The organism is Roseobacter sp. HKCCD5988 (assembly GCF_037830355.1).
Taxonomy (GTDB): domain Bacteria; phylum Pseudomonadota; class Alphaproteobacteria; order Rhodobacterales; family Rhodobacteraceae; genus M30B80.
Genome location: NZ_JBBLYJ010000001.1, coordinates 864,880 through 881,383, shown reverse-complemented (window position 1 = coordinate 881,383; position 16,504 = coordinate 864,880). Strand labels below are relative to the sequence as shown.

Here is a 16,504-nt window from a genome sequence, read left to right as displayed (position 1 = left end):
CTGTGGCGAAAACGTCAGATTGCAAGTGGCGCTAAGTGTTACATCCTGCGCATTGCCCCCTGCAAGGGTCAAAATCACGTGGCAGGTGGCGGTGGCAGAAACCCTTTCAGGATCGCCTTAAGGTCAGGCTCCCGCACCTTTGACGCGGCCTTTTTCGCGGAAAACCATTTGCGCCGCCGCTCCCCCGCTTCGGGATATTTATCGGCCAAAGATTTCACCTCGACAGGAAAGACGGACACGATACAGGGCACTGGATCGGTGCCATCAATCTCTTTGGAATAGGAATAAAGCCCGACACAAAGGTCTAGGGTCGTGCCGCGCACACCTGCCTCTTCCCATGCCTCTATCCCTGCGGCTTCGGCGGGGGTTTTGCCATCCATGGGCCATCCTTTGGGGATAATCCACCGCTCACTGTCACGCGAGGAGATCAACAAAATCTCGACGCCTTTCTTCTTGCGGCGAAAACACAGCGCTGCAAATTGCGAGCGCGGATCCCGTTTGGATGCCCCCTCAACCCGTAATGGCCCTTGCACTGTGCGAAGATTGCTCATCGCGTTTTATCACCGCTCTTTGTTATATTCGTTATGTCCCAGTTTGCCGAACTTTCCCAAGAAAAGCAAAATAAACCATAAATTTTTCAAGCGGGGCTTGGCGCATGTAGCACCCGCGCCCTTGATCACATTGGCATTTCAACTAACTTTTGCAAAAATGCCAATCGAAGGAGCAGCATTGATGACAGTCTCAGGGATTTTGGCCAAATCCGTTTTGGTTTGGGCTGTGGCCACATCAATGGCCGTGGCTGTAGAGGATTTCACATTTCCTTCGATTGACGGCGGTGAATATCAGTTTTCAGACTGGCGCGGGCAGCCAATTTTGGTGGTAAACACGGCATCGCAATGCGGCTTCACACCACAATATGAGGGATTGCAGGCCTTGCATGATCGTTATGCCGATCAGGGATTGATTGTATTGGCCGTGCCTTCCGATGATTTTGGGCAGGAACTGGCCAGCGAGGCCGAAGTGGCCGAGTTTTGTGAATTGAATTACAATTTGACCCTTCCGATGACCGAGATCACGCGGATTAAAGCCCCCGATGCACATCCGTTTTTCGAATGGCTCGCGCGCGAACATAATGCGCGGCCGTCATGGAATTTTTCAAAGTTTCTCATTGATGGAAATGGTGAATTTGTCGAGGATTGGTCAAGCCTGACAGGCCCGACAAGTGGCGCGATCATTCGGGCGGTTGAGCGCGAATTGGCGCGCTAGTCCCTGTGACCACGCCCGTTTTTCTTGGCTCCGAGATATATCGCGGATCAACCTATGGTTCGTGGCACCCCTTGCGCATCCCGCGTGTCTCAACTGTGATGGATTTATGCCGCGCCATGGGGTGGCTGAGCGCCGCGCAATATCGTCAAAGCCCGCGCGCCAAGCCAAAAGCCTTAACTGCATGGCATGACCCCCTCTATATCGAGGCGCTCATGCGCGCCGAAGAAACCCAAGATGTGGATGACGCAACCCGCGCGCGCCATGGCCTTGGGACTGTGGCAAACCCCGTCTTTCCCGAAATGTATCGCCGCCCCGCCACGGGTGCAGGTGGCGCGCTTTTGGCGGTTGAATTGCTGCGCGCGGGCGGTGTTGTTTTTCATCCGGGAGGTGGCACGCATCACGGTCTGCCTGACCGCGCAAACGGGTTTTGCTATCTCAATGACCCTGCGCTTGCGATCACGGCGTTGCGACAGCAGGGGCTGACGCGCATCGCCTATGTCGATATTGACGCCCACCATCCAGACGGGGTGGAGCATGGGTTCAAGGGCGCGTCCGATGTCTTGATGATCTCTGTGCATGAAGAGCGACGTTGGCCATTTACAGGAGCGCTGGACGATGATGGCGGGGGAAATTGTCTAAACCTGCCCGTCCCGCGAGGGTTTCATGATGCGGAAATGGCACTCATTCGCGATATGCTGATCTTACCCGCCCTCGCGGCGTTTTCCCCTGAGGCGATCGTGTTTCAATGCGGTGCAGATGCGGTGACCGATGATCCGCTCTCAAGGCTCTGTCTCTCTGCGCAAAGCTATTGGGACATGGTCGCTGCCGTTCAATCCTTACGCTGCCACCGCCTATTAGTCACAGGGGGTGGGGGCTATAACCCATGGACAGTCGCCCGCGTATGGAGCGGGATTTGGGCCACACTCAGCGGGCAAGATATTCCTGACCACCTCCCACAAGACGGCGAAGCGATCCTGCGGGGCCTATCTTGGGCGGGGCATTCGAAAGGGAAATCACCACCCGCGACATGGTTCACGCAGTTGCATGACAGACAAGACGAAACACCAATTCGCGACATAATCCGAGATCGCATTGCCCTGCTCTCTGCGCGCCCTGCGGCGCAGGGCGTTTTGCCGTAAAAAAGGCGGCCCCGAATAGGGGCCGCCTGATTGTCATTCTCGCACCACAAGGGCTTAGGCGATTTTCGGCAGCAAGCTGTCGATTGAGGCCTTTGCATCGCCATAGAACATCCGCGTGTTCTCTTTGTAGAAAAGCGGGTTCTCAATGCCCGAATAGCCTGTGCCCTGCCCCCGCTTGGAGACAAAAACCTGCTTGGCTTTCCAGCATTCCAACACAGGCATCCCTGCGATTGGCGAGTTGGGGTCTTCTTGCGCGGCTGGGTTCACGATGTCGTTTGAACCGATCACAATGGCCACATCGGTGGATGGGAAATCCTCGTTGATTTCATCCATTTCCAGAACGATGTCATAGGGCACTTTGGCCTCTGCAAGCAGAACATTCATGTGACCGGGCAAGCGGCCTGCAACGGGGTGAATGGCGAAACGCACGGTTTTGCCCGCCGCGCGCAGTTTGCGTGTAAGCTCGGCCACACCTTGCTGTGCCTGTGCCACCGCCATGCCATAGCCTGGGATGATGATGATGCTGTCGGCCTCGTTCAGCGCATTGGCCACACCATCGCTGTCGATTGCGATTTGCTCGCCCTCAATGGCCTGCTGCTCGCCTTTGGCACCGCCAAAACCACCCAAAATCACGCTGATGAAACTGCGGTTCATGGCTTTACACATAATGTAGCTGAGGATGGCACCCGAAGAGCCCACCAAAGCCCCCACAACAATCAACAGATCATTGCCAAGGCTAAAGCCAATCGCCGCCGCCGCCCAACCTGAATAGCTGTTCAGCATGGACACAACCACGGGCATATCCGCGCCGCCGATCCCCATGATCAGGTGATAGCCGATAAAGAGAGCCAGAACTGTCAAGGCAATCAATGTCCAGCCCCCTGCGCCGCCCAAATACATCGCGGCCAACGCCAAGGATGCGGCAGCGGCAGCAGCATTCAAGATATGCCCACCAGGCAATTGCTTCGCCGCACTGTTCACACGCCCTGCAAGTTTGCCATAGGCGATTACGGAACCCGTAAAGGTCACAGCACCGATCCAAATCCCCAAGACCAATTCAACGCGCAAAATGCCAACTTCAACGGCGGTTTTCTTGCCCAACAGCGCCGCGAAATTGGACAGGGTGCCAAGCATTTCATAAACTGGCGCCGCAATCGGGCCTTTGGGTTGCGGGAAGGCCATACCTGCCTCGCGCAGAACCTCGCCCACGCTGACCAATTCAAGATGCGCGTTAAAGCCAACGAAAACGGCAGCAAGACCCACCAAGGAGTGCATGATTGCCACAAGTTCAGGCATTTGCGTCATTTGTACCTTGGTGGCGAGTTGATACCCAACCCCTGCGCCTGCCACGATCAAGACCAATGACATCAGCCACAGCCCCGAACCTGGGCCGATTAAGGTGGCCGAGATCGCAATGGCCATGCCTGCGATCCCATACCAAACCGCGCGCTTGGCACTTTCTTGTCCCGACAAACCGCCCAGCGAGAGGATGAAGAGGACGCCCGCGACTGCATAAGCCGCAATGGTGAAACCGAAATCCATATCTGATACCCCTGCTGCTTACGATTTCTGGAACATGGCGAGCATCCGCCGTGTCACGAGGAATCCGCCGAAAATATTAACTGCAGCCATAAAGATACCAAGGGCCGCCAAGATCGTGATCAACGCAGAGCTAGAGCCGATTTGCATCAGCGCGCCCAAGATCACAATCGAGGAAATCGCATTGGTCACCGCCATCAAAGGCGTGTGAAGGCTGTGCGCCACGTTCCAAATAACTTGGAACCCGATGAACACTGACAGCACAAAGACGATAAAGTGCTGCATGAAGCTTGCAGGCGCAATCAAGCCCACGCCCAAGACCAACGCGGCACCAATCGCCAGAAGGGTAACTTGGTTCTTCGTCTGCGCCTTGAAGGCGGCGATCTCTTGCTCCCGCTTTTCTTCGGGCGTCAGTTCTTTGGGCTTTTCACGCTTCTGCGCGGCAATAGCCGCCACTTTGGGTGGGGGCGGTGGGTAAGTGACCTCACCGCCAAACACCGCAGTTGCCCCGCGGATCACGTCATCCTCCATGTTGTGCACGACCTGACCATCCTTTGCTGGGGTAAGATCGGCCAACATATGGCGGATATTCGTGGCATAGAGGGTTGAGGATTGCGCCGCCATACGGCTAGGGAAATCGGTGTAGCCGATAATCACCACGCCATTGTCGCTGACAATCCGCTCATCTGCCTTGGTCAATTCACAATTGCCGCCCCTTTCTGCCGCCAGATCGATGATCACCGAGCCAGGCTTCATGCTTTCGACCATGTCTTTGGTCCACAGCAATGGCGCAGGGCGGCCTGGGATCAAAGCCGTGGTGATCACGATATCCATATCTGGCGCGATCTCGCGGAATTTGGCCAATTGCTTGGCTTGGAACTCAGGACTTTGGGGAGGGGCATACCCACCAGTCGCTGCCCCATCGGGCAATTCGTCATCTGAGAATTCAAGGAACACGAATTCCGCGCCCATGGATTCAATCTGTTCTGCAACTTCGGGACGCACGTCAAACGCATAGGTGATTGCGCCCAAAGAAGTGGCCGTGCCGATGGCAGCTAGTCCCGCAACGCCTGCACCAACCACCAAAACCTTTGCAGGGGGAACCTTGCCTGCGGCAGTCACCTGACCTGTGAAGAAGCGGCCAAAGTTATTGCCCGCCTCAATCACCGCGCGATAGCCTGCGATATTAGCCATTGAGGAGAGTGCATCCATTTTCTGCGCACGGCTGATGCGGGGCACCATATCCATTGCGATCACATTGGCACCTTTGCTGCGGGCCAATTCCATCAACGCCTCATTCTGGCCGGGCCAGAAAAATGAAATCAGGGTCTGCCCTTCGCGCAAGCGCTTGACCTCAGCCTCTTGGGGCGGGCGCACTTTGATCACAACATCCGAGGCTTTGCACAAGGCCGCCGCTGTTTTCAAAACGCTGACGCCTACCGCTTTGTAGACTGCGTCTGAAAAGCCAGCTGCTGCACCCGCACCTGTTTCGATCACGCATTCATGGCCAAGCTTCTGCAATTGCGCCGCGCTGTCGGGTGTCATCGCAACCCGCGCTTCGCCCTGTTCGATTTCTTTTAAAGCGCCAATTTTCACGCTACATTCCCTCCAGTTTTTGGTGGCTCCCGCCCCCATAACAACTGCCGCAGATGGATACAACGGCCCATTCCGCGACATAATATTTCGTATACAACCGCATACCGCGCAATATCTGTTCAAATCAAGAATTGGCTCAAGTTGCGGCAATGTCCAGAGGCAGAACGCAGCCGCGCCAGATCAATTGACCTCAACGGGCAGATGCGGCAGCAATTCGAAAAGAGGAGTGGCCAAGATGACAGATTTCACCAAAACCCGTGCGGCGTTCCATATTCCCGATGGGGTGATCTATCTTGATGGCAATTCCCTCGGCCCCCTGCCCTTGGCGGCACAAGCAGCAGCCAGCCAGACCTTGACCGACCAATGGGGTGAGATGTTGATCACCGCATGGAACCGCGCAGGCTGGATTGATCTGCCGCGCAAATTGGGGGATCGCATCGCTCCGCTGATTGGGGCTGAGCCTGAAACAGTTCAAGTGGGCGATACATTATCCTTGAAACTTTATCAGGCGCTTGGGGCCGCTTTGGCGATGACCGATCGCAAGGTGATCCTCAGCGATCAGGGCAATTTTCCGTCCGATCTCTATATGGCCGAAGGGTTGATCCAAACCATGGGCCAAGGTCACGAACTGCGCTTGGTTGCACCCGAAGCCGTGGAGGAAGCACTGAGTGACGAGATCGCCGTGCTGATGCTGACCCAAGTTGATTATCGCACAGGCCGCAGGCATGACATGGCGCGCCTGACGGCTCGGGCACATGAATTGGGGATTATCACAATCTGGGACTTGGCCCATTCGGTGGCGGCGTTTCCCGTGCATCTGGCGCAAACAGGCGCGGATTTTGCGGTCGGATGCAGCTATAAATACCTTAATGGCGGGCCAGGGGCGCCCGCCTTTATCTATATCGCCCCGCAGTATCGTGACCAAGCGCATACCGTTCTCAACGGGTGGCTTGGGCACGCGACACCCTTTGCGTTTCTCCTAGACTATACGCCCGCTACAGGGGTGGATCGGATGCGGATTGGCACCCCTGCGGTGGTGCAGATGCAAATCCTAGATGCCGCCCTTGATGCGTGGCAGGGGGTTGATCTGAATGATCTACGTGCGGCCTCGGTCGCGCTGTCCGAGCGTTTGATTGCAGGCATTGAGGCCAATTGCCCCAATCTGCGCCTTGCAAGCCCCCGCGACCCCGAGCAACGCGGCAGTCAGGTATCATTTCATTTCGAACAGGCTTATGCCCTATGCCAAGCCCTGATCGCCCGCGGCATCATCGGAGACTTCCGAGCCCCCGACATTCTGCGATTTGGGATTGCGCCGCTTTACATCGGCACGGCTGAAATTGACGCAGCCATTGGCGCAATTTCGGAAATCATCAAAGGCCGGCTTTGGGATCGCCCCGAATGGAAGACACGCAACGCAGTGACCTAAGGCCACCTGATTGCATACCGCTGAGTGCAGATAAACCTTTAAAATACAAATAAATTTTTGGTTTACATATCCAAAAATTTTCGTCAGTTTGAAGCATCTTTCCCCGCCTGAAAGGCGTGACGGCATATGCTACAAGATCATCCGCTGCGCTATGCGCTTGCCAATGAGTTGCACGCGCGGCCCTTTCCTTCGCTGAACGCGCCTTCGCAGGCTTTGTTCCTAGCGATCAAACAGCCGCAAAATGCTGCCAAGCGCGACCGCGCTCTTGATCGCGCGCATCTTATCGCGCTGCTTGATCGGTTCGGCGCCGCGCATCCGCAGCCTGATGCCACCCATTATTTCGGTGATATGGGCAAGTTCCGTATCAAATGGGAAATGCACACGGAATTTGTAACCTATACCGTCTTTTTGGACGGGCCAGAAACACGCCCCTTTGATCCTGAGTTGTGGCAGGTCTTTCCCGAGGAATGGCTAAAATCCGCACCCGGTGCGCGGATCACATCCCTGCATATTCGCGTGGCCAATGCCCCAAGCGATGCCCAGATCGCACAAGAGATTGACGAGTGGTTCGTTCCAGAAAGCCTTGCCGTCAGTTCGGTTCTCGATGGAAGTGCTGTGATTGCAGGCGATTTTCGCATTGATAGCGGCGGGCATATGCGCTTTGCCGTTTTTGTGGATAGCGAGACAGGCCAACGGCGTATCGGCCGCGTGGTGCAGCGTATTTGCGAAATCGAAACCTATAAAACCATGTCCATGCTCGGCCTTCCCCGCGCGCGCGATATTGGCGCAAGGATGGGCGAGTTGGACGAAACCCTGTCGCAACTTGTCGCTGATATGAATGGTGACTTGGCACAGCCCGAAGACACGCTTGATCAACTTCTCTCCATCGCCGCGGAATTGGAGAAATTGCAATCTGAAAGCGCGTTTCGCTTTGGGGCCACGACCGCCTATAATGCGCTCGTCAATCAACGCATAAACGTGCTGCGCGAAGAGCGGTTCGCGGGGCGGCAAACCTTTGCGGAATTTATGATGCGCCGCTTTGACCCCGCCATGCGAACCGTCAAGGCGAATGAAAACCGCCTGCAACAGATCACAGATCGCGCCATTCGCGCGGGCGATTTGTTGCGCACACGGGTCGATGTGGGGCGGTCTGCGCAGAACCAATTGCTGCTGGAAAGCATGAACAAACGCGCGGATCTGCAGTTGCGGCTGCAAAAAACGGTTGAGGGTCTTTCGGTCGTGGCCATCAGCTATTACGCCATCAATCTGGTGGCCTATCTTTTGGGCCCTTTGTCCGAACCTTTGGGGATTTCCAAAACCACACTCACAGCCGCTGCGGTGATCCCTGTGATCGGGCTTGTCTGGTTTGTGATCAACCGCCTGCGCCGCCATATCGAATGAGGGCTTGCGCAGGGTTTATGCGCTGATTTAGGCTCGTGCGCATGAACACCACCACGCCTTTAATCGACCCATTTGCCCGCGCGATTTCCTATCTGCGCGTCTCCGTCACGGATCGCTGCGATTTTCGCTGCGTCTACTGTATGGCGGAGAATATGACATTCCTGCCCAAGGCCGAATTGTTGAGCTTGGAAGAGCTGGATCGGCTTTGTTCCAGTTTCGTCAATCTTGGGATCAAGAAACTGCGGATCACAGGCGGGGAACCCTTGGTGCGCCGTGGCATCATGACCTTTTTCCAGGCGATGGGACGGCATCTGGAAACAGGCGCGCTCGAGGAATTGGCCCTCACCACCAATGGCAGCCAACTTAGCCGCTTTGCGCAGCCGCTTTATGATTTGGGGATGCGGCGGATCAATGTCTCGCTTGATACGCTAAAGGATGACAAATTCGCCGCCATCACCCGATGGGGCCGCCTGCCCCAAGTCCTCGCGGGAATCGAGGCCGCGCGCGCCGCGGGTCTGCGCGTCAAAATCAATGTGGTGGCCCTTAAAGGGTTCAATGAGGATGAACTGTTCGACATCCAATCCTGGTGCGCGCAGCACGATATGGATCTGACCTTTATCGAGGTGATGCCAATGGGCGATCTGGGCAATGAAGACCGCCTAGACCAATATTGGCCCCTGTCGGATTTGCGCGGGCGTCTGGCCACGCGCTTTACCCTGACCCATCTGGCCGAACGCACAGGCGGCCCTGCCCGCTATGTCCGCCTTGAGGAGACAGGGCAGAAAATCGGGTTCATCACGCCGCTCACACATAATTTCTGCGAAAGCTGCAATCGCGTGCGCCTGACCTGCACGGGGCGGCTTTATATGTGCTTGGGGCAAGAGGACATGGCCGACCTACGCGCCCCCTTGCGCACCAGTGATGATAACGCCACCCTAGAGGCCGCCATCCGCACAGCCATCGCCCGCAAACCCAAAGGCCATGATTTCGACTATTCCCGCCAAAAAGTGGCGGGTCAGATGTCACGGCATATGAGCCATACGGGGGGGTAGGTTTACCCCTTCAGCCCGCCGCCATCCGCCGCTCTACGATCTCGGCCCACCAGCTGCAGCCTGCGGGGATGGCTTCATCGTTGAAATTGTATTTTGGGTGATGCACGCCTGCGCTGTCACCATTGCCGACCAGAATATAGGCCCCAGGGCGGGAATTGAGCATGAAGGCGAAATCTTCGCCGCCCATGATCAGGGGCGCTTCGACACAATCGCCTGAAACGGCGCGGGCGACTTCGGCGGCGAATTCGGTTTGCGCCTCCGAATTGATCATCACAGGATAGCCATGGTGATACTGCACCTCGGCCTGCCCGCCAAAACCCTCGGCGGTGGCTTTGGCAATCGCGGTAATCCGCGCTTCGGCCAATTCTCGCAGATCAGGGTCAAGCGTGCGCACAGTGCCGCGCAGATGGATTTTCTCAGGGATCACGTTATAGGCCTCGCCCGCGCTGTGCATCGCCGTCACCGAAACCACCACCTGTTTCACAGGGTCGGCATTGCGGCTGGCGATGGTTTGCAGGGCAAGCACCAGATGGCTGCCCATCACCACAGGGTCAATCGTGTCTTGCGGTTTGGCGGCATGGCCCCCTTTGCCCGTCAGGTAAATATCGAATTGATCGGTCGCGGCGAAAAATGGACCAGGTCGGATCGCGAATGCGCCCGTGGGCATCCCCGGCCAATTATGCATCCCGTAGACCTCTTGGATGCCGAAACGCTCCATCATCCCGTCATCGACCATTTCGCGGCCGCCGCCGCCGCCCTCTTCGGCGGGTTGGAAGATGATGGCAACCGTGCCATCAAAATTGCGCGTCTCGGCCAGATATTTCGCGGCACCGAGCAACATGGCCGTATGCCCATCATGGCCGCAGGCATGCATTGCACCGGGTGTTTTCGAGGCATAATCAAGCCCCGTTTCTTCATGGATCGGCAGGGCATCCATATCTGCGCGCAACCCGATGCAGCGACCCGATGCAGTGGATTTGCCTTTGATGATGCCCACAACTCCTGTGCGCCCTAAGCCCGTAACCACCTCGTCACAGCCAAATTCGCGCAACCGCTCGGCCACCACAGCCGAGGTGCGATGGGTTTCAAACAGGATTTCGGGGTTCTCGTGCAGATCGCGCCGCCACGCGGTGACTTCGGGCAGCAATTCGGCAAAGCGGTTTTTGATCGGCATAAGAGGCCCCTTTCTTGTGCATAGGCTGTCTCACGAAAACTATAGCCCGCCTAGATAAGGCAGCAAGCGGATTCCCGCCACACCTTTACGGGAGCGGCTTAACCTGCGCCTTACCATCGGCCAGTTCAACCTCAACCTCGGACGCCGTGCGCAGAGCTGCAGTTGTGGTGATCAACCCCGTCTCATTGCGCAACACCGCATAGCCGCGCTTGAGCGTTGCCGTGTAGCCGAGGCTTTGCCGCATCCGTTCAAGGGCATTCAGTTTTTGCTGTGCATCTGCAATCGCGCGGCTCAGAACCGAGGGGCGCAAATTGGCGCGAGCGCGCTCATAAGGCAGGCGTTTTTGCGCCAAAGCACGATCCAAGGCAGGCACCAGTCGCGCGCCCACAGTTTGCACATGATGGCTGCGGGTTTGCACGGATTGCACCAATGCAGGCTCAAGCCTGTCTGCCACGCGATCGAGGCGCTGCTGCGCAGTCTCAAGCAGCGAGGCAGGGCGCGGCAAGGCGCGCGAGAGATCCGCCAGCCGCACACGGCGCTGCGTGACAACTGCCTGTGCCCCCCGCGAGAGGCGCGCGCCGCAATCTTGAACCCAAGTGAGGATATCCATCCGCACAGGCACCGCACGCTCGGCCGCAGCGGTCGGCGTGGGCGCGCGATAATCAGCCGCAAAATCAATCAAGGTGGTATCGGTTTCATGCCCCACAGCGGAGATCAGGGGGATCCTGCTTTCGGCGGCGGCGCGCACCACGATTTCCTCGTTGAACCCCCACAGGTCTTCAAGGCTGCCTCCGCCCCGCGCCACGATGATCAAATCAGGGCGGGGGATGTGCCCCCCTGCGGTAAGGGCGTTAAACCCCCGAATGCCTGCCGTCACTTCTGGCGCGCATTTCTCTCCTTGAACCGCGACAGGCCAGATCAAGACCTGCCGTGGGAAACGATCCCGCAGGCGGTGCAAAATATCGCGGATCACCGCCCCAGAGGGCGAGGTAACCACACCGATCACCTCAGGCAAAAAGGGCAGCTCCTGCTTGCGCGCAGCATCAAATAAACCCTCAGCAGCCAATTTCATACGGCGCTGTTCCAACATCGCCATCAAGGCACCCGCCCCCGCAGGGCGCATATCCTCGATCACCAATTGATATTTCGATTGGCCTGCAAAGGTCGTCATGCGCCCCGTGGCGACAACCTCCATCCCCTCTTCGGGTCTGTGGGATAGGCGCGCGGCTGTGCCCTTCCAGATCACGGCATCCAAATTTGAGCGATCATCTTTCAAGGTCAAATAGATATGACCAGAAGCAGGGCGCGAAATACGGCCCAATTCGCCGCGCACGCGGATATGCGAGAACTCCCCCTCAATCATTCGCTTCACCGCACCAGAAAGCTCGGTGACAGAGAACTCTGGTGCGTTTCCGCCCTCGGCTTCTTCGATCAAATCCGACATCTGCCCTTCATCCCTTGGGTTGGCTTGCGTTGATTTCCCTCGCAGCTTAGAACGCGGCAACGAAAAGGCCAAGTGGAGCGGATGCGATGAATATCTTGATTTTGGGCAGTGGTGGCCGTGAACACGCTTTGGCTTGGGCGGTTTTGCAAAGCCCCAAATGTGATACGTTGATCGTTGCCCCCGGCAATGCGGGGATCGCCCAAATCGCCGCTTGTGCCGATATCGATATTCTTAACCCGCAGGCGGTTGTGGATTTTGCTGCCGAAAACGCCATTGATTTTGTGATTGTTGGGCCCGAAGCCCCCTTGGCCGAAGGCGTGGTCGATGCCCTGTCACAATCGGGCATCTTGGCTTTTGGCCCAAGCCGAGAGGCGGCGCGGCTTGAGGCCTCTAAGGCCTTTACCAAGGAAATCTGTGACGCGGCCAAGGCACCGACTGCCGCCTACGCGCGGTTCACCGATGCAGCATCCGCGCGGGACTACGTCACAGCACAAGGCGCGCCCATTGTGGTCAAGGCCGATGGTTTGGCGGCGGGCAAAGGTGTGATCGTGGCGATGACCCTGACCGAGGCGTTGGACGCGATTGACGATATGTTCGGCGGCGAGTTCGGCGATGCAGGTGCCGAGGTGGTAATCGAAGAGTTCATGGAGGGTGAAGAAGCCAGTTTCTTCATTCTCTCTGATGGCGCATCCATCCTGCCTATTGGCACAGCCCAAGATCATAAACGCGCCTTTGACAATGATGCGGGGCCGAATACGGGTGGCATGGGTGCCTATAGCCCTGCCCCCGTCCTAAGCGATGAGATCGCCGCGCGCGCCTTGCGCGAGATTGTGCAGCCCACGATTGACGAAATGGCCAAGCGCGGCACGCCCTATCGCGGCGTGCTTTATGCAGGGTTGATGATCAAAGACGGCCAAGCACGCTTGGTCGAATATAACGTGCGCTTTGGCGATCCTGAATGTCAGGTGTTGATGATGCGCCTCGGCGCGCAGGCCTTAGATCTGATGGTGGCATGCGCGGAACAGAGGCTTGACCAAATGTTGGTCAACTGGGCCGAGGATCACGCGCTCAGCGTTGTGATGGCGGCAAATGGCTATCCCGGATCATATGAAAAAGGCAGCGTGATCAACGGGCTTGAGGCGTTGGCGCAAGACAGCAACCACATGGTATTTCACGCAGGCACCAAGGAAGTGAATGGCGCAATCACAGCCGCAGGAGGGCGCGTTTTAAACGTCACCGCCCGAGGTGAAACGTTGGCTGAGGCCCGCCGCCGCGCCTATGACATGGTCAATAAAATTGATTGGCCTGACGGGTTTTGCCGCTCAGACATCGGATGGAGGGCGCTGTAGCACAGCGCGCCTCCGATGCCATCACAGCTTGGAGAGCTTGTTTTGCAGTTCCGCAAGCTGGCGTTTGATCTGGCTCAGTTCGTCCTCTTCGCTCGCAGGGGTGGGCGCGTCTTCCTCCTCTGCGCTCGGGCCTGACCACCCGTTGCCCAAACCACCAGTCATCGCCTTCATGAAGGCTTCTTGCTGGGCGCGCATGGCCTCAAACCCTGGCATGGAGGCCATCGGGTTAATCGCGCTCATGTTTTCCATCATCGCGGATTGGCCCTGTTTGAGCATATCAAAGGACATCGCGAGAAAATCGGGAACCACGCTTTGTGCTTGGCTTGTGTAACTGCGCACCAGATCATTCAGCACGGCGATTGGCAAAACACTTTCGCCGCGTGATTCATGTTCTGCGATAATCTGCAACAGAAATTGGCGGGTCAGATCATCCCCTGATTTCAGGTCAACAATCTTCACCTCGCGCCCCGCGCGGATGAACCCCGCAATATCATCAAGCGTCACATAATCGGAGGTCTCAGTATTATAGAGCCTGCGGCTGGCATAGCGTTTGATCAATAAAGGCTCTTGTGCCTGTGCCATTTCATCCTCCCTGACTTACTGTTACGCGTTCACCCTAGGGATCAGCCTAAGCAGTCGCAGAAAAAAAACAATAATTGTTTTGCAGATGCAAAAAGGGCAGGCGGTGAGGCCTGCCCTTCTTGGGAGCGCGTTGGAAGGGAGGATACCAACGCGGCACAGAAATCTGTAGCTTATGCAGCTGCAGTTGCTGCTTTCTTGGCTGCTGCAGTGACTTCAGCAGTTGCTTTTTTAACAGCTGCAGAAGCTTCTTCAGTTGCAGATTTGCCTGCAGCCATCATCAACTCAACAGTGTCCATCTGAACTTTTTTCGCGACTTCAGCGAAAGCAGCCATGTTTTCAGCTGCGATTTCTGCTTGTGCAGAAGCGAAATCGGTCAGGGCTTTGCTGTAATCAGCAGGCTCTTCTTTAACTTTTGCAACATCGCCGAGTTTCGCGATGGTTTCTTTTGTCCAACCTGCTTGGATCTCAGAGGATTTCTCAGCGGCTTCAAGAGCAACTTTCGAGAACTTCTCGCCGATCGCGGCAGAGTTTTTGAACGCGTCGGTCATTGCCGACATGTCCATTGGGTAAGCCTTCATCATGTCCTGAAGAACTTTTGCGAATTCGTTTGCGGCTGTTTTTGCCATGGTCTCTACTCCAAAAAATATCGCGTGTTTCGCGGACTGCGTTTGCTGCATGTGCAGTATATGCCATGCTGCATCGCAGCAAGTCAAGCACTTTTCTGCACCGCAGCAAAAGCCAAAAATTTTATGGATTATCAGAGTTCTGGCGTTTCCTTGACATAGGTTCCGGGGGCTTGCGCCAATATTTTATAGCCCGACTCACCCAAGCTGCGCGCGGCAACGCGCTTTCCCGAATGGGTGCGCAACCATGCTTCCCACCGAGGCCACCATGACCCTTCGTGGAATTCAGCCTGCTCGCGCCAGTCTTTCACGGAAAGGCTAAGGTCATCATGTGTATAGTGACCGTATTTCTTTTTGTTGGGCGGATTGATGATCCCCGCGATATGGCCCGATTGGGATAGGATAAAGGTTTTATCTTGTGACCCCATTTTTTGCACACCGCGATAACTGTCCTTCCACGCCGCAATGTGATCCGCCTCGCAGGCAATGGCGCAAAGCGGCAGGTCGACATCACTGACCTTGAGCTTCTTTCCCATCAATTCAAACGTGCGCTCAGCAAAATCATTGCTTTGGCAAAGACCTCGCAAATATTGCACGGTCATCTTGCCAGGCAAATGCGTCCCGTCACCATTCCAGTAAAGCAGGTCAAAGGCAGGCGGCGCCTCCCCCATCATATAGCTGCGCACCGCAGGGCCGTAGATCAAATCCTTGGCCCGCAAAAAGCTAAAGGTCTTGGCCATATATTTGTTATCAAGCACACCATCTTCGGCAACCTGCCGTTCGATGGCATCGACAAAGTCATCTTGCAGAAAGACCGTAAATTCACCCTGATCGGAAAAATCCGTCATCGTGGTGAAGAAGGTGGCCGATGAAATCGGCTTTTGGCGCCGTTTTTTCAGCAGCGAGAGCGTGAGGCTAAGGGTGGTGCCAGCAATGCAATAGCCCACCGTATTGACCGCCTTACTGCCCGTGATCTCTTTGGCGACGTCAATAGCCTTGAGATAGCCTTTCTCGATGTAATCTTCGAGGCCCTTATCTGAATAGGACTTATCAGGGTTCTTCCACGACACTACGAATAAGGTATAGCCTTGATCCACAATCCATCGGATCAAACTATTTTCGGGGCGCAAATCCATTACGTAATATTTGTTGATCCACGGCGGGAAGATGATCACAGGTTTTTTATAGACCTTCTCTGTGGTCGGCGCGAATTGCAGCAACTCCATCATTTCGTTGCGATAGATGACGGCGCCTTTTGCGGTTGCGATATTCGTGCCCAACTCAAAGGCCGAACCATCGGCCAAAGTTGGCAAGATCTCACCCTTATGGGCCTCAATATCGCGCACGAGGTTCTCTAAGCCCTTCACAAGGCTTTCGCCCTCGGTTTCGACCGCACGCTCCAATGCATCTGGGTTTGTGGCCAGAAAATTTGTTGGTGCAAAAAGATCAACCATCTGTTTTGCAAAGAATTCGATTCTCTGCCGATCTTTATGCTCTAGCCCCTCAAGATCCTTCAACGAGACCTCTATGGCATTGGCCGAGATCATATATTGCTGTTTGACGTAGTTAAAATAGGGGTGCGTTTTCCACAGCGGATTGGAAAAACGGCGATCATCTGGGGTGTTATCCTCGGGCGGCTCTAGCTTGCCTTGCGTAAGATTCTGTTGAGCTTCCGCGTAATGGGTGACGGAATCAGCCCAAAATTTGACCTGCCGCTCCATTAATTTTGCGGGGTTATTCACCAATTCCGACCAGTATGCCATGCTGGCTTTAATATAGAGATCGGGGCCTGGCCCATTCAGGCCAGGGTCGTTTTGGTCTTTATTTGCGAGGGCTTCGACCAAACGTCGGCTTAACTCTTCCACGCGTTTGAGATTGGTGTTTAACTTTTCTAAATGGTCACCCATGACTCT

The 16,504-nt window shown here is 55.9% G+C and carries 14 protein-coding genes; 6 read left to right on the top strand and 8 right to left on the bottom strand.

What is annotated here, in order from left to right; all coding sequences use genetic code 11:
- Nucleotides 1-74 precede the first annotated feature (74 nt).
- Nucleotides 75-551, bottom strand: coding sequence for an NUDIX hydrolase (locus AAC636_RS04400; protein ID WP_340252301.1), 477 nt, complete (start codon nucleotides 549-551; stop codon nucleotides 75-77).
- A 181-nt stretch (nucleotides 552-732) separates the two neighbouring features.
- Between AAC636_RS04400 and AAC636_RS04395 the strand changes: the two genes are divergently transcribed.
- Both AAC636_RS04395 and AAC636_RS04390 read left to right on the top strand, forming a co-directional pair.
- Nucleotides 733-1,266: a glutathione peroxidase gene (locus tag AAC636_RS04395; RefSeq protein ID WP_340297437.1), complete on the top strand. Its 534-nt coding sequence runs from the start codon at nucleotides 733-735 to the stop codon at nucleotides 1,264-1,266.
- A 5-nt stretch (nucleotides 1,267-1,271) separates the two neighbouring features.
- Nucleotides 1,272-2,405, top strand: coding sequence for an acetoin utilization protein AcuC (locus AAC636_RS04390; RefSeq protein WP_445322538.1), 1,134 nt, complete (start codon nucleotides 1,272-1,274; stop codon nucleotides 2,403-2,405).
- A 54-nt stretch (nucleotides 2,406-2,459) separates the two neighbouring features.
- Here AAC636_RS04390 and AAC636_RS04385 read toward each other — a convergent pair whose 3' ends face one another.
- Both AAC636_RS04385 and AAC636_RS04380 read right to left on the bottom strand, forming a co-directional pair.
- Nucleotides 2,460-3,947 carry an NAD(P)(+) transhydrogenase (Re/Si-specific) subunit beta gene (locus AAC636_RS04385; protein ID WP_340300539.1) on the bottom strand — a complete coding sequence of 496 codons (1,488 nt, stop codon included), beginning with the start codon at nucleotides 3,945-3,947 and terminating at the stop codon, nucleotides 2,460-2,462.
- Nucleotides 3,948-3,965: 18 nt separating this feature from the next.
- The gene (locus AAC636_RS04380) at nucleotides 3,966-5,540 is read right to left on the bottom strand and encodes a Re/Si-specific NAD(P)(+) transhydrogenase subunit alpha (protein ID WP_340300538.1); all 1,575 of its coding nucleotides are present in this window, start codon (nucleotides 5,538-5,540) and stop codon (nucleotides 3,966-3,968) included.
- A 235-nt stretch (nucleotides 5,541-5,775) separates the two neighbouring features.
- On the opposite strand from AAC636_RS04380, the gene kynU reads away from it, so the two are divergent.
- From kynU to moaA, 3 genes are all read left to right on the top strand, one after another.
- Nucleotides 5,776-6,966 (top strand): kynureninase, encoded by a 1,191-nt coding sequence (gene kynU / locus AAC636_RS04375; protein WP_340300537.1) that lies wholly within the window; start codon nucleotides 5,776-5,778, stop codon nucleotides 6,964-6,966.
- Nucleotides 6,967-7,092: 126 nt separating this feature from the next.
- Nucleotides 7,093-8,367, top strand: coding sequence for a DUF3422 family protein (locus AAC636_RS04370; protein WP_340300536.1), 1,275 nt, complete (start codon nucleotides 7,093-7,095; stop codon nucleotides 8,365-8,367).
- A gap of 41 nt (nucleotides 8,368-8,408) precedes the next feature.
- Nucleotides 8,409-9,419, top strand: a complete 1,011-nt coding sequence (gene moaA / locus AAC636_RS04365; RefSeq protein WP_340300535.1) for a GTP 3',8-cyclase MoaA — start codon at nucleotides 8,409-8,411, stop codon at nucleotides 9,417-9,419.
- A gap of 10 nt (nucleotides 9,420-9,429) precedes the next feature.
- Here moaA and AAC636_RS04360 read toward each other — a convergent pair whose 3' ends face one another.
- Both AAC636_RS04360 and xseA read right to left on the bottom strand, forming a co-directional pair.
- Nucleotides 9,430-10,593 (bottom strand): M20 aminoacylase family protein, encoded by a 1,164-nt coding sequence (locus tag AAC636_RS04360; RefSeq protein WP_340261270.1) that lies wholly within the window; start codon nucleotides 10,591-10,593, stop codon nucleotides 9,430-9,432.
- A gap of 85 nt (nucleotides 10,594-10,678) precedes the next feature.
- Complete coding sequence (gene xseA / locus AAC636_RS04355; protein WP_340300534.1) at nucleotides 10,679-12,037, bottom strand: exodeoxyribonuclease VII large subunit; 1,359 nt, start codon at nucleotides 12,035-12,037, stop codon at nucleotides 10,679-10,681.
- Between the two features lie 86 nt (nucleotides 12,038-12,123).
- Here xseA and purD point away from each other — a divergent pair, with 86 nt between their 5' ends.
- The gene (gene purD / locus AAC636_RS04350; protein WP_340300533.1) at nucleotides 12,124-13,386 is read left to right on the top strand and encodes a phosphoribosylamine--glycine ligase; all 1,263 of its coding nucleotides are present in this window, start codon (nucleotides 12,124-12,126) and stop codon (nucleotides 13,384-13,386) included.
- Between the two features lie 21 nt (nucleotides 13,387-13,407).
- Here purD and phaR read toward each other — a convergent pair whose 3' ends face one another.
- The 3 genes from phaR to phaC all read right to left on the bottom strand — a co-directional run bounded on the left by phaR (nucleotide 13,408) and on the right by phaC (nucleotide 16,498).
- Nucleotides 13,408-13,968, bottom strand: coding sequence for a polyhydroxyalkanoate synthesis repressor PhaR (phaR, locus tag AAC636_RS04345; RefSeq protein ID WP_340300532.1), 561 nt, complete (start codon nucleotides 13,966-13,968; stop codon nucleotides 13,408-13,410).
- Nucleotides 13,969-14,138: 170 nt separating this feature from the next.
- On the bottom strand, nucleotides 14,139-14,594 hold the full coding sequence (locus tag AAC636_RS04340; RefSeq protein WP_340300531.1) for a Phasin: 456 nt from the start codon (nucleotides 14,592-14,594) through the stop codon (nucleotides 14,139-14,141).
- A gap of 131 nt (nucleotides 14,595-14,725) precedes the next feature.
- Nucleotides 14,726-16,498, bottom strand: a complete 1,773-nt coding sequence (gene phaC / locus AAC636_RS04335; protein WP_340300530.1) for a class I poly(R)-hydroxyalkanoic acid synthase — start codon at nucleotides 16,496-16,498, stop codon at nucleotides 14,726-14,728.
- Between the last annotated feature and the right edge of the window lie 6 nt (nucleotides 16,499-16,504).

What these genes read in the sequence shown, in the direction of transcription:
- AAC636_RS04400 (WP_340252301.1), bottom strand. Translation starts at nt 551, where the DNA reads ATGAGCAATCTTCGCACAGTGCAAGGGCCATTACGGGTTGAGGGGGCA.
- AAC636_RS04395 (WP_340297437.1), top strand. Translation starts at nt 733, where the DNA reads ATGACAGTCTCAGGGATTTTGGCCAAATCCGTTTTGGTTTGGGCTGTG.
- AAC636_RS04385 (WP_340300539.1), bottom strand. Translation starts at nt 3,947, where the DNA reads ATGGATTTCGGTTTCACCATTGCGGCTTATGCAGTCGCGGGCGTCCTC.
- kynU (WP_340300537.1), top strand. Translation starts at nt 5,776, where the DNA reads ATGACAGATTTCACCAAAACCCGTGCGGCGTTCCATATTCCCGATGGG.
- AAC636_RS04370 (WP_340300536.1), top strand. Translation starts at nt 7,093, where the DNA reads ATGCTACAAGATCATCCGCTGCGCTATGCGCTTGCCAATGAGTTGCAC.
- moaA (WP_340300535.1), top strand. Translation starts at nt 8,409, where the DNA reads ATGAACACCACCACGCCTTTAATCGACCCATTTGCCCGCGCGATTTCC.
- AAC636_RS04360 (WP_340261270.1), bottom strand. Translation starts at nt 10,593, where the DNA reads ATGCCGATCAAAAACCGCTTTGCCGAATTGCTGCCCGAAGTCACCGCG.
- xseA (WP_340300534.1), bottom strand. Translation starts at nt 12,037, where the DNA reads ATGTCGGATTTGATCGAAGAAGCCGAGGGCGGAAACGCACCAGAGTTC.
- purD (WP_340300533.1), top strand. Translation starts at nt 12,124, where the DNA reads ATGAATATCTTGATTTTGGGCAGTGGTGGCCGTGAACACGCTTTGGCT.
- phaR (WP_340300532.1), bottom strand. Translation starts at nt 13,968, where the DNA reads ATGGCACAGGCACAAGAGCCTTTATTGATCAAACGCTATGCCAGCCGC.
- AAC636_RS04340 (WP_340300531.1), bottom strand. Translation starts at nt 14,594, where the DNA reads ATGGCAAAAACAGCCGCAAACGAATTCGCAAAAGTTCTTCAGGACATG.
- phaC (WP_340300530.1), bottom strand. Translation starts at nt 16,498, where the DNA reads ATGGGTGACCATTTAGAAAAGTTAAACACCAATCTCAAACGCGTGGAA.